At 43.0% G+C, this 12,408-nt stretch carries 14 protein-coding genes; 1 reads left to right on the plus strand and 13 read right to left on the minus strand.

Annotated features, from left to right (window positions below):
* Positions 1-7: 7 nt before the first annotated feature.
* The 6 genes from ACSLUK_RS12605 to ACSLUK_RS12630 all read right to left on the minus strand — a co-directional run bounded on the left by ACSLUK_RS12605 (position 8) and on the right by ACSLUK_RS12630 (position 3,612).
* The gene (locus ACSLUK_RS12605) at positions 8-523 is read right to left on the minus strand and encodes a hypothetical protein (protein WP_448549016.1); all 516 of its coding nucleotides are present in this window, start codon (positions 521-523) and stop codon (positions 8-10) included.
* Between the two features lie 208 nt (positions 524-731).
* Positions 732-1,187, minus strand: a complete 456-nt coding sequence (locus ACSLUK_RS12610; RefSeq protein WP_448549017.1) for a type II secretory pathway component — start codon at positions 1,185-1,187, stop codon at positions 732-734.
* On the minus strand, positions 1,177-1,941 hold the full coding sequence (locus ACSLUK_RS12615) for a PilW family protein (protein WP_448549018.1): 765 nt from the start codon (positions 1,939-1,941) through the stop codon (positions 1,177-1,179). The genes ACSLUK_RS12610 and ACSLUK_RS12615 overlap by 11 nt, the downstream gene beginning before the upstream one ends.
* Complete coding sequence (locus ACSLUK_RS12620) at positions 1,941-2,561, minus strand: type IV pilus modification PilV family protein (protein WP_448549019.1); 621 nt, start codon at positions 2,559-2,561, stop codon at positions 1,941-1,943. Before ACSLUK_RS12620 ends, ACSLUK_RS12615 begins: the two co-directional genes overlap by 1 nt.
* The gene (locus tag ACSLUK_RS12625) at positions 2,527-3,024 is read right to left on the minus strand and encodes a prepilin-type N-terminal cleavage/methylation domain-containing protein (RefSeq protein ID WP_448549020.1); all 498 of its coding nucleotides are present in this window, start codon (positions 3,022-3,024) and stop codon (positions 2,527-2,529) included. Before ACSLUK_RS12625 ends, ACSLUK_RS12620 begins: the two co-directional genes overlap by 35 nt.
* A 75-nt stretch (positions 3,025-3,099) precedes the next feature.
* The gene (locus ACSLUK_RS12630; protein ID WP_448549021.1) at positions 3,100-3,612 is read right to left on the minus strand and encodes a type II secretion system protein; all 513 of its coding nucleotides are present in this window, start codon (positions 3,610-3,612) and stop codon (positions 3,100-3,102) included.
* A 205-nt stretch (positions 3,613-3,817) separates the two neighbouring features.
* Here ACSLUK_RS12630 and ACSLUK_RS12635 point away from each other — a divergent pair, with 205 nt between their 5' ends.
* A complete protein-coding gene (locus ACSLUK_RS12635; protein ID WP_448549022.1) occupies positions 3,818-5,491 on the plus strand; it encodes a PglL family O-oligosaccharyltransferase in 1,674 nt (557 codons plus the stop codon).
* Positions 5,492-5,567: 76 nt separating this feature from the next.
* Here the strand turns inward: ACSLUK_RS12635 and ACSLUK_RS12640 are convergent, their stop codons facing one another.
* The 7 genes from ACSLUK_RS12640 to ACSLUK_RS12670 form a co-directional block, all read right to left on the minus strand.
* Entirely contained in the window at positions 5,568-6,011 is a 444-nt protein-coding gene (locus ACSLUK_RS12640) for a type II secretion system protein (RefSeq protein WP_448549023.1), read from the minus strand.
* Between the two features lie 32 nt (positions 6,012-6,043).
* A complete protein-coding gene (locus ACSLUK_RS12645) occupies positions 6,044-6,676 on the minus strand; it encodes a type II secretion system protein (RefSeq protein ID WP_448549024.1) in 633 nt (210 codons plus the stop codon).
* A 130-nt stretch (positions 6,677-6,806) separates the two neighbouring features.
* On the minus strand, positions 6,807-7,313 hold the full coding sequence (locus ACSLUK_RS12650; protein WP_448549025.1) for a hypothetical protein: 507 nt from the start codon (positions 7,311-7,313) through the stop codon (positions 6,807-6,809).
* A complete protein-coding gene (locus ACSLUK_RS12655; RefSeq protein WP_448549026.1) occupies positions 7,313-8,554 on the minus strand; it encodes a type II secretion system F family protein in 1,242 nt (413 codons plus the stop codon). The genes ACSLUK_RS12650 and ACSLUK_RS12655 overlap by 1 nt, the downstream gene beginning before the upstream one ends.
* A 54-nt stretch (positions 8,555-8,608) precedes the next feature.
* On the minus strand, positions 8,609-10,327 hold the full coding sequence (locus ACSLUK_RS12660) for a GspE/PulE family protein (protein ID WP_448549027.1): 1,719 nt from the start codon (positions 10,325-10,327) through the stop codon (positions 8,609-8,611).
* A gap of 2 nt (positions 10,328-10,329) precedes the next feature.
* The gene (locus tag ACSLUK_RS12665; protein ID WP_448549028.1) at positions 10,330-11,508 is read right to left on the minus strand and encodes a tetratricopeptide repeat protein; all 1,179 of its coding nucleotides are present in this window, start codon (positions 11,506-11,508) and stop codon (positions 10,330-10,332) included.
* Position 11,509: 1 nt separating this feature from the next.
* The gene (locus ACSLUK_RS12670; RefSeq protein WP_448549029.1) at positions 11,510-12,406 is read right to left on the minus strand and encodes an ExeA family protein; all 897 of its coding nucleotides are present in this window, start codon (positions 12,404-12,406) and stop codon (positions 11,510-11,512) included.
* Positions 12,407-12,408: the final 2 nt, after the last annotated feature.

Here is a 12,408-nt window from a genome sequence, read left to right on the forward strand (position 1 = left end):
GGTTAAATTATTTATTTGATTGTAATCGTGGCACGTACAATAAAACGGCTAAAATCAGAATAAATATCAACACGCCATTAGGCTCGCTCACCTGTGGAATATCACGTACATAGAACGTCTCAAAATATTCATTAGCGCCATTAACCCAACGGCTTGAAACTTGATTGTTCTCAAAGTTGATATAGTTATCCCAATCTGACACGTTGTCGAACAATGAATTCCAATATTCGACCGCATGAATATAGCTACCATCAGCGCGAGTAAAGTCAGCTAAGGTGAGTTCAAACTTTAAAACATTAAGTTCGTCGTCTGTCGCAAAACGCCACCCTGCATGTAGCTCAGGCGCATAGAGCACGTTGCCATTAAAAAACTCTGAATTTACCGGCGATGCCCATGCCCACTGAAGGTTTTCGTGAACAATGTAATTGTCTTCTGTTAAATCGCTTAGGATTAGACCGGCACGCGCTTGGCTTGCGCACAACAGCGCAACCAACACTAAGATAAGTTTTGTAAGTTTAATCATTATATCCCCTCGTCCTTGAACTACTTCAACAACTGCAATGATAAATAACTTTAAGAAATGTACAATAAATCAAACAAATTTCGTGCCAATAAAAAAAAGCCGTTGTTTTACAACAAATAATCGTTACCTAACACTTTTTAAAAATAAGAACTGTAAAAAAAGCTAACACTTGAGACACCAAAAACATTAAAACAAGGTTAATGATGCGTTAATCTTCGAGTTCTTTGGCGTCAACAGCAAATTGCCTAGTGGTGATAACACTGCCACTCAGATCATCGCATTGCCCTTTGCTCGTAATATTATAATGCGTTACACCATTAACATTTGTTGAAGTACAATTCACGGTGAATTGACATTGTGATAGTCCTGAAACACCAGCTAATTGTCTAGTCTCATCACCATTGTTACAACTCCCCGTACCAGCAATTGGGAAGGTATTTTGCAGTTGCCATTGCAAGCCAGTTTGCCCTGCGTGATATGTCCGTGTACCTAGCACCTCATACGCAATAGACTCTGAAGTGGTACTCAACATGTTCACTAAGCCTACACCTAACAGTGTCATGACGATAATAACGAAAATAGCTATAACCAATGCACTGCCGCGTTGAGACGAACACGACGCTTTAGCTAACGCAGAGTATGTAGAACGATCGCTAAGGAACATTAGGCACCTGTATCGTGTTATTAAAATTAATGGTCTCGTTAAGCGCACTAAACACTAGTTCAACTTCTACCAAGCCATTTCTTGTTTGTGTAGGTGCAGAAACAACGAAATTTGATGAAGCATCGAGCGATTTCGCCATTACGGCACTATCGGTACCTTGTTGACGTACGAGCGTACCACCTGTAATGCAATAACTCACTAATGGCCCAATGAAATAGGCGCGCTTAGAAGGTGAATCAGCAGCAAAATAATCGTCGCTATCTCGGGTAACTACCCAAGAATTGGGGTCAGTGGTAAAGTCATGAGAGGCAATTGAAAAAATATGATCGGTACTACTATAAACATCGTTTGGATTAACGGTATAAACGGCGATTTGCAGACTATCTGAATAGTTAGTGTCATCAAATGGTACCAAAGTCACATCATGTGATTTAGCTTCAGGTGATACGGGAATATCAATATAGGTGGCCGCAGCTTCAATCGGGTAAAACTCCAAGCACGTACCATTTAAGCTCGGACTATTAGGTAACGCATGGCGAACCTCTCGATTTAAGCGCTCAACGGCAAATCGCCCTGATGAGATTAAATGATCACGTAACGTGGTGTCGACGTAAATTTGCGCGCCAAATTGAAGAAAGCCACTGAGCCCTACTGACAACACACCCAAGATAACTATAACGGTAATCATTTCTATCAGGGTAAAGCCCGCTGATTTAGCCCGACACCAGCCATAATTTAATTTGGCAAACTTCATCAGAAATTACTCCGATAAGACGCAAATACAATACTGTCACCCAGCGGCGTGGTAACAGTCACACGAACGCGCTTTGCAACATTCCTGTTGCTACTATCACAGCTGTCATCGTAATCGGGATCGTAACAAACATCGATATCGACAATGTACCCTTCATAACTTTCATCAATATCACTGCCTGGAAAACTAGCACCATGATAGTCATCGACATCGTTATAATTATCAGGGCTATCTGTTTCGTCTGGATCTATAAGTGGATCAGGATCAGGATCAGGGCCAAAATTTCCAACGGCAGTACACTCTGGTGCACCATTGGCTGTATCACCACACCTTAAAGCACCACTAACATGATCTGAATTCTCATCATAAGCCCGTGTTAGTATTTCATTCAGCACAGACTGCCCAAGCTCAGCGGCACGTATTGAATGCAACTGATCGGCGTGGCGCGTAATGGCAGGAAATATGAACTGGCTAATCACTGCGTAAGATAACGCCAATACAACCAAACCAACAATGGTTTCAATCAGCGTAAATCCCGCCACTTTACCAGCGCTGCGCATTTCGCCTTGATTACGTTGCATACGATTAGCTACCGACACTTTCAATAAACCCTTGTGCATTGATGCTCACTTGCCTATTAGATTGCCCAATCACTGTGATAACACATGATGAGGCACACGCGCCAGTTGGTCGTCCCATACCGTCAAAACTAAATGTATAGTCACCACCAGAGACATCAAAAGATACCTCTCCGCCAGATTCTAATGTCAGCGTAGTAGTGGTATGTATGCTTGCATCACTAGTATCGCAATTAGGTCCATTACCGACTTCTGTTGCTAACATAGAAATTTTATATTCAGTGACACGCACATCAAAACACTGTTCTTGCACGGTTTGTTGCATGCGTCGTAATTGAATATTGCGCAGCATGCTCACCAACTGATTTTGTACGGTAACCTCTTCAGTACCTCTGGCATCAAAGAACTTGGGCACGACCGTTGCGGCCATGATGCCTAGTACAAGGATCATGACAATTAATTCAATCAGGGTGAATCCCTTTTTGTTAGCTTGTAATCGAATCATGGGTGATTATTTCAATCGAGCTCTCTTATAGATTAGTTTAATCTAACGCGTATTCACACCTATTCCGCTAGGCAATTAGTCGCATTCATTTATCGAAATCGTTGGTTTAGCACTCGCTGATGCCTGCGTATAAACAACAATACAGGGGTCTGTTAAACTTGTTGGAGCGCTCGAATAAATTGCCGCCGGATAGATGATAATATGGCCAAAGGTCGTTTGCAGATATTTGTATTTATTTTCATCAATATCAATCAACAACCGCCAATCATCATCTTCACCTCGCGGGTAACCATAATGTACGGTAATTTCATCGTCTGTACCATCACCATCTTTATCGCCAAGATTCACTGTTTTACCGTCGCCCGAATCGAAAGATTGCACACCTTTTACTAATGACTTGCCATAGACTAATCCGGCCGCCCCTTCCATTGAAGCTTCAATGGCTTTAAGCACTGCGGTGTGCGCATCAGATTTGAGATCAATAAATTTGGGCGCAGCAGTGGCCGCCAATATGCCTAAGATGACAATAACAACGATCAGCTCGATTAACGTAAACCCGTTCTCTTTCGTTAAATTACACGTTTTCATTCAAACTCTTTACAAAAACTCTTTACACGTGCTGACATTGCCATGCGCTCAACAAGCATCATCAGCCCCTTTATTTAGGTTTCTCCAGCATAAAGTATTTCAATAAGAAGTTACAGCACCAAATGCCTGCATAGCAGAACTAACCACTTGTTTTGTATTATAAAGCCACGTACTCTTTTGCTACTAGTTTTGATTGGGCTCCATTTTGACTTTACATCGCGTATTTTACGGGCTATTGGCCAGCTACTTTCTCATTGGCATGCATGTGCTTTTACCTACGCCTGTTGGAATGGGGCTCTACATGTCATTCAATACCATAGGTTGGCTTATTATTTCGCTGCTCATTTCTATTGGTGTTTGGCGTATCGCTCAGCGCAAAGAAATCGTTTTGGATCAGTTCGTCATATTTATGTCATTGGCGCTTTTGTGCTTAGCAATCCCGTTACTTTATTCCAATGAACATGCAGAACTGGCAATTCCACGGCTGCTCGCTATTCTAGGAAGTATATTTCTGTGGTTAGCCTTAAACCGAATATACACCAATCAACGTCAACTAGATAATGTACTCATTTTGATCGTCGCCGCGATTGCTATCCAAGCGATATTCGGACTGATTCAATTTTTATTTTTCGAGCAAGGCGATTGGTTAGGTTATGATCCAACACGACACAGGCCACATGGGAGTTTAGTGCAGCCAAATGTTGCAGGAAGCTTTCAAGCGACAGGGCTGATTCTCGCCTGTTTTCTCATTAGTCGTAAAAAACAACCCAAACTTTACCAATTAGTTCTTTGGAGCTGTTTGATTGTAAGTCCTTTTATCCTAACACTACTACAATCTAGGGTTGGCTTTTTGGGCAGTATTGTCGGTTTGGCGTTAGTTAGCTGGTATATGTTTACTCAACAAAAGAAACGCGCACTTATTGTTATAGTGGTAGTCACCAGTTCATTTATCTCAGGTTTTTTTGCACTACAGCACTCAAATACGGTTAAGCGAGAAGCAGAAGTGTACAGCAATGCCGGTGAACGCATTGATATCTATAAAGTCAGTCTGGCTATGATCGCCGCTAAACCTTTAACTGGCTATGGTTACGGTAATTTTGAGCGTGCGTATTTAGATTTTCATAATCAAATGAAACGCGATGATCCGGCCCTAGCAGAACCCATTCTACGGTTAAGCCATCCACACAATGAAGTGCTGTTTTGGGCCATTGAAGGTGGTGTACTACCTTTGGTGGCATTTATCGCTCTTTTCGTTGGGTTTTGCCGACTCATTGCCAAAGTGTACGCCTGGCCACTTAGGTTAGCGTTGATAGGTCTTATTATTCCGATCGTGCTACATAGTCAAACAGGTTGGCCATTCTATTTATCCCTGAGCCACTGGGTAGTTTTGTTAATGCTCATATGGTACATCAAACAACAAGACAACAATTGCAATGTTAATTACCAGTTCAATGCTTCATTCGCATTAAAGAGTTTTTCACTGGTTATTGCCATACTCGCTGTACCATTTTTTCTAACAACCCTACACACCAATATACTCATTAGCGCCTTTGAAGGTGGAGGCTATAAAAAGATAGAGATTTTACAACGTGTTATCAATCCACTTCCTTGGAAGCAACGGCTAGAACTTAATACCCATAACTACATTTTGCAGCAAGGCATGACACATAATGACGCTAATAAGTTACAGGTGTACATTGCTTGGGCTACAAATGAGATGCAGCACACACCTCGCATTTCACTTTATAATAATGTGATTTTATCCCTCACTCATATGGGAAGAGTCGAAGAAGCAGCACGAGTACTTAGTGAAGCGCAGAATACTTATCCACTGCACAATGATTGGGGTAATCGAATCTATGTTGAAATAGGTAACTAGTAGAGTGGATTAACGAGAGCACAATACCAATAAAAAAACCGGCAATTAAGCCGGTTTTTTTCATTTAAAATGGTTATTAACAACCATCATAAGTGCCTGTTAGTTCAGGACGATCATTCACATCATCTGTTTGTACATACTCTACCTGACAATCTGCTGGCGTTGTCGCATTAGTATGTTGGAATACACCTGCCGAAGATTCAGTTACATCTTCGGCATCTAATTCTAATAATGAACTTATCGCATTTGTCGTTGGATAACCGTAGGCAAGTGAAATTGTTGTACCCGCCACCGTAATGCTACCAGTAGATGCCGTTTGTGAATCTACTAACGCTTTAGCATGCGCCAAATCCATCGCTGAGTTAATTGACCCTTCAACAGCTTCCATTACCGACGCTCTGGCATCACCAGTTAAGTCGATGAACCTAGGCGCTGCCGTTGCCGCTAAAATCCCTAAAATAACAATAACCACAACTAATTCGATTAGTGTGAAACCTTGTGATTGTTTTACTACTTTCATATGCATACCTGTTTATTATTAATTATGGTGTATTAATTTGCGTTAATTGTGACTGCAACAGCACTAGTTGCAGGCGAATAAGAAAAGTTATTGCCAACTGTGGAAACGGCGCCAGGTGAAACAAAATCACCATTAACATCACGGTTCAATGTTTCTTTAAGGTAGAAAATACATTCTGTGCTAGCACCAGTACCGGCTTTTTCCGCTAAATAGTCAAATGAATCACCATTATTGCCATTGAGAACTGCAATGGAGCTCGTTAAGCCCGGCGGTTGTTGTAAAATACTGTTCCAGATGTCAATACAGTTTGCCGCGTCAAAACTGCCATCGAGTGTATTGCCATCATTTTGACCCGCTGTTGAAGCTACAATATAACCAGCGCGAATGCCCGTAGCACCTGTGGTCAGCAACACCTGCGTACCGTCATAATCAACAACATTTCTATTGGTATTATCTTGCTCACGGCTATTGGCTTCCCATTGAGCACGCGCCAAAGACACACCTGTTGCAAAGCCACCGGCCATACCTTCAATATTTGCCTGTTGTGCTTGGTCAGTTAAATCGATAAATCGTGGAATAGCGGTAACAGCTAAAAAGCCAAGAATCACCACAACAATGACTAATTCAATCAAAGTAAAACCAGACTGTTTATTTATACTGTTCATATCAATCTCTTTCGTTGACCCTTACTCTAATTCTAACCACTTTTCTGTAAATAAGTCACTCAATTACAGCAGCAATTAACACTTTTTTTTATTATTTTTGTTTTAGTCGCGGTAAATCCCCGCAATTCACTCAATTATGCGGGTTAGCCACCACCTTGCCAGTGTTTGGATGATACTCAAAAAACTCACCATCCGGTAAGCTGTATCGACACCTGCGCGCATGACCATGTTCAGTATCTTCCACTGAAATTACCGCAATCGGCTGCTTCATAAAAACGAGTGCAGTGCCCATTACAAATTGCCAAATTTTTTCACAACCTACCTTTGTATCGCCAACATCTACCCAACCTTTAGCATTAACAGGTACACCATACCCTTGATTGCTGCCGTTTTGGCTGGTGTTTTCGCGTACGAACACCAGTTGTGGCTGTTTATCCATATACCACTGAGCGCGAATAGCCGTTATTTTCGCTGAAAAATTATGTGCTAGGTTGCCAAACCCAGCTTGCCTCAGCTCATCGCTTTGCTTGAAAAAGTAATACAAAAACAACGCCATCATCGCCGCTAACAAGACAACAATGATCACTTGTTCACCAAGCGATTTTTCGCGCTTTTCAAATGCCGACTGCCGTGACACTAGCGCCCCCTGAATGCCGACATCATATCCCACATTGGCGTGAAGATACCCAACGCCAGTATTAATACCATACCCGCTACAATAGCAATTAAGATCGGTTCAATTTTAGCGGTGAGTGTACTTAAATCGTAGTCCACTTCACGCTCGTAATAATCGCCAACTTCTTCTAGTAACTCATCAACACGGCCAGTTTCTTCGCCCACAGCAATCATTTGCAACACCAAAGGCGTAAATAACGTACTGGCAACAGAGGAGCGTAGTAAGCTTTCACCACTTTCGATCGACTTTCGCATAGCAATGATCTTTTCACGCATATAACTGTTGTCTACCGCGTCCGCAACCAGCGTTAGTCCAGCTGTCATTGGCACACCTGCACGAAGTACAATCGCGAAACTGTGTGAAAAACGCGCAAGAATAGAACGCTCGATAATATTACCGACAATCGGCATATGAGTTTTACGCTTATCCCACTGATAACGGCCTTTTTCAGTTTTTAGATAGTTTCTGGTACCAAAGAAAAGGAAAATTGAAGCAACTAGCATGTGTGGCCAATAATCCAGAAAAAAATTAGAACTGCTAATTAACGCTTTAGTCGCCCAAGGTAAATCGGCCCCCAGCTTAGCAAACATATTGGCAAAGGTTGGAATTACCCAAATATTTAAAATGACCATTGCAATGACTATTGCGCTGATTACGAACGACGGGTAGCGCATTGCCGTTTTAATGCGTTTTCGTGTTTCTTGTTCCCGTTCAAAGTAGCTGGCTAGTTTTATAAACGCATCATCTAGTTTACCCGTATTCTCCCCCACATGAATTAACGACACAAATAGCGGAGAAAATAGTTTTGGATGCTGATTCAACGCAGAAGATAACGCATAACCACCCTCTAACTGACTCGCTATTTCCCCCAGCGCCTCTTTCAATTTAGGCGCAGGTGTGGAGTCAGCCATGCCATTAATAGCACGTAAAATCGGTACCCCCGATTTCACCAAAGCGTACATTTGGCGACAAAATACAATGAGTTCATCGAGCTTGATGGCTTCAAACCCCAGTAACTCGCCAATATCTAAATTGGCCACGTCACTCGCGCCCTTCGCATTTTCATTAGCAGGTTCAATAGAAATAGGTACAATGCGCTGACGCGACAAATTTTCAGCGACAGCTGCACTGCTGTTCGCTTCCATTGCCCCTTTCACCGATGCACCACTTGCATCTCTGCCTGTATAATTAAATGCCGCCATTATCGTTCTGTTTCAACTCGAGAATCGTTAATTAATAGTCGTTGTTCAATTTTGTTAGTCGTCCGCAATATCAACCGTTTCAACCAGCCTTAGCACCTCTTCAACACTAGTCACGCCTTGTGTTGCATAATCAAACGCGGCTAAAGACAATGGTCTGAATCTGGGGTGTTTCTTGGCTAATTCGGTAAATGCCTCAGCATCTTCCCGCTTCATGGCTGCCATCATGGGTTCATTCATTTCAAGCAATTCGAAAACACCTATTCGCCCACGGTAGCCGGTATATTGACACGATTGACATCCCGTGCCCTTTTTGAAGCTAACCGTTTTGGCACCGTCGCCCGCCAAATTAGTGAGCCATAGCACTTCTTGTTGAGTGGGATGATAGTCTTGCGTGCAATTTTCACAGTTTCTTCGCACCAATCGCTGTGCAATCACCGCTCGCAATGAACTCCCCACCAAGAATCCAGCAGCCCCCATATCCATGAGGCGCAGGGCACTCGTGATCGCATCATTAGTATGCAAGGTTGATAACACTAAGTGGCCCGTTAACGCACCCCGTAAGCCAATTTCAACGGTTTCGCTGTCACGCATCTCACCAACCATAATGATATCGGGATCTTGACGTAATGCAGTACGTAACACACCTGAAAAGCTCAGATTTATTTTACTGTTAACCTGTACCTGATTAACACGCGGTAAGCGGTATTCAACCGGATCTTCAACGGTAATAATTTTTTTCGATGACTGATTCAGTTCGCTCAGTGCACCATACAAGGTTGTTGTTTTACCACTCCCGGTTGGCCCCGTTACTAGCACCATGCCATGTGGTCGGGTAATTTGATGTCTGACACGTTCGACTAACGCTGCAGGCATCCCTGTTTCTTCTAGTGAAAGCAATCCGGCCGATTGGTCTAGCAAACGCATAACCACTGATTCGCCATGCTGAACAGGCATAGTCGACATACGTACGTCGATGTTATGCCCTTTGATTTTCAGGTTAAAACGCCCATCCTGCGGCAAACGTTTTTCTGAAATGTCTAAGCCTGCCATGAGTTTTAGTCGTAACACCATCGCAGCAGCAATCTTGCTTTCTTTAAGTACGTTTTCTTGCAATAAACCATCAATACGTTGGCGAATGCGCAATAGATTTTCGTCGGGTTCGATGTGAATATCCGATGCTCGCACTTGCACAGCATCTTCAAAAACCGATTGCAAAAGCTTGCCAACGGTTGCATCACCACCTTCGTCGATAATGCTTGTACTTAAGTCAAAATCAGATGATTCCTGATATTCTTCTTCCAGCTGACTGGCAAACGATTCAATATCAGCCGTGCGGCGATACAAGCCATCAAACGCTTCAAATAGCTGTGACTCCATCACAACCGCAAGCTTAATAGCTTTTGGTGAAAGTGTTTGCTCTAACTGGTCAAGTGCATTCAAATCAGCAGGATCACTCATGCCCACAAGCACAGAGTCACCATTATCTTCGATAACTAGTGCCCGTAATCGGCGCGCGTGAACCTCAGGTAACAGTGTAGCGACCTCATTAGGAATGCGACGTTGGCTAATATCTAAAAATGGTACTGCAAGTTGTTGAGCTAAGAACTCTAATAGCTGGCGCTCGCCAATATGTCCTAGCTCAATTAAGGTATCACCGAGCTTTCTGCCAGTACTTTTCTGACTGTTTAAAGCCTGCATGAGTTGCTCATTAGAAATGATTTGTTCATGTACTAACAAATCACCAAGTCGCATTTTTAACTTAGGCGCTGCCATAGTTATTCTCCTAACTCACTAATACGTTGCTGGGCAAACACTAAAGATTCCGATGACAAACCGCGCTGTGCTATCGCCATTTGATAAGCCTGTCTTGCTTTGTCGAATTCAGCACCGCGATCATGGGCAACCGCTAGCCCCAACCACCACTTGCCCGATTGTGGTTCTAATAAGGTTAATTGTTTATATGCTGCTAGCGCAGTTTGAATATCACCTACTTGTTGCGCAACAGACGCAAGTAGCGATTGATATTCTTTGTCTGGCACTTCAACTTGCACTTTCAATCGTTCCAATGCTTGTGCCGAGTCACCTTGTGATAGGTAAATTCGTGCCTGCATCATGCGCATTTCGCTATCTTCATGATCTAATGCTAGCCCTTGCGCGAGAAGATTGATAGCTGCTTGATACGATTGGCGACCAAACCAAAGCGCTGCAAGTTGTTTTCTTGCCGCTTTGTGCCGTTGATCGACAAGCAAAACCTCCTCCAACGCCTTCTCAGCTTTCGCCAACTCATTGCGCTGTACTGCTTTTTCGGCACTTAGATATTTATTGGCAACAAATTCCTCGGGTGTAAATTCACGCCGGGAGATACTTAGTTTTGCGGATGATTGTTGCTCATTGTCAACATTGTTAGACGTAGGTTTACTCGTGGCTTCTTTTAAATCGTTTGATTCGGGGTTGAATGGTTTATTGTTGGCGACTTCTGGGCTAGGCAGTGACGATGGTCCGTTTGTGTTTACGCTACCCTGCGCAACCGTTTGAGCTTTTTGCTGAATTTGCTGAACCTGCTGTTCACTACTTTCCACAGTTTCCGCCAACGCATTTTCAGCAACACCGTTTACGCTATTAACGCCTTGTTCAATAGCCACTTTTTCTTTTTCAGCGCTTGCTTCTGGAGATGATGCGTTACGAGTTGAATCAGTTTCGATAACTGGTGATGCCGGAGATGCAGGGGATTGCTTAACAATAGTGCTCGCCTGCACATTTTTCAACGACTGCACTTCTGAATACAAGGACCACACATACCAGCCGCCAGCGTTAAGCATGAGTATGCCTACCACGATATAAACCCAATGAATTGGCGACTTACTGGCTACGTTTGTTTGAGGCACAACTGCTGCCTGCTCCGCTTCGTGTTGGCGTTTATCTAAGTCTTTTAGCATTTGGTTGATAACGCTCAATCTAAACTCCGTATAACAAAAACATAAATAACACTAAAAATATCCCGGAAAAGCTGGCTATGGCCAATTTTTTATTGACCGAAAATGCGGTAACTCCTTCTGTATCCTCCACAGCTGCTTTAAGCTGTTGTTTGGTCAGTTGGTACGTTCCCTGACCATAACTTAGCATCAGCATTTTGTGACAAATAATATTAACGAGTCGTGGAATACCACCGGATACTTTTGCAATTTTTTTATACAAGGCATCATTAAACAAATCTGCGCCCTTGTATCCTGCAACATGTAATCGATGCTGAATGTAACTACGTACTTCTTGTTCTGTCATCGCACGCAACCGATATGAAAATGTAATGCGTTGCTTCAATTGTCTAAACGCTTTAGTCGCTAATCGCTCGTCCAATTCCGGCTGGGCAAATAACACCACTTGTAACAATTTTCTCGTTTCGGTTTCGAGATTAGTAAATAGCCGTAATGCTTCTAAGCTTTCTTCTGGAAGTGCTTGTGCTTCATCGAGAATAACTACCACAGAATGCCCTTGCTGGTGTAACTCTAGCAAGCGCTGCTGGATACGTTGTGTGAGTAGTTGCGCAGACATGCGTTGTGCCTGTTTGACGCCTAGTTCAACTGCTACGGCACGGCGTAATTCATCCGGTTTCAGATAAGGATTAGGTACGTACGCTGTCACAAAGTGTTCAGGTATTTCATTGAGCAGTTTACGGCAAAGTAGTGTTTTTCCCGTACCAACTTCTCCGACAACCTTGATAAAGCCTTCACCAGTTTTAAGTGCCGTTAGCAACACAGCGAGCGCTTCGTCATGAGGCGCCAACCCCAGATAAAAACTGGTGTTGGGCGTCAACGTAAACGGTAACTCTGTTAAACCAAAATGATAAAGGTACACCT

It is taken from the genome of Thalassotalea fusca (assembly GCF_053485835.1).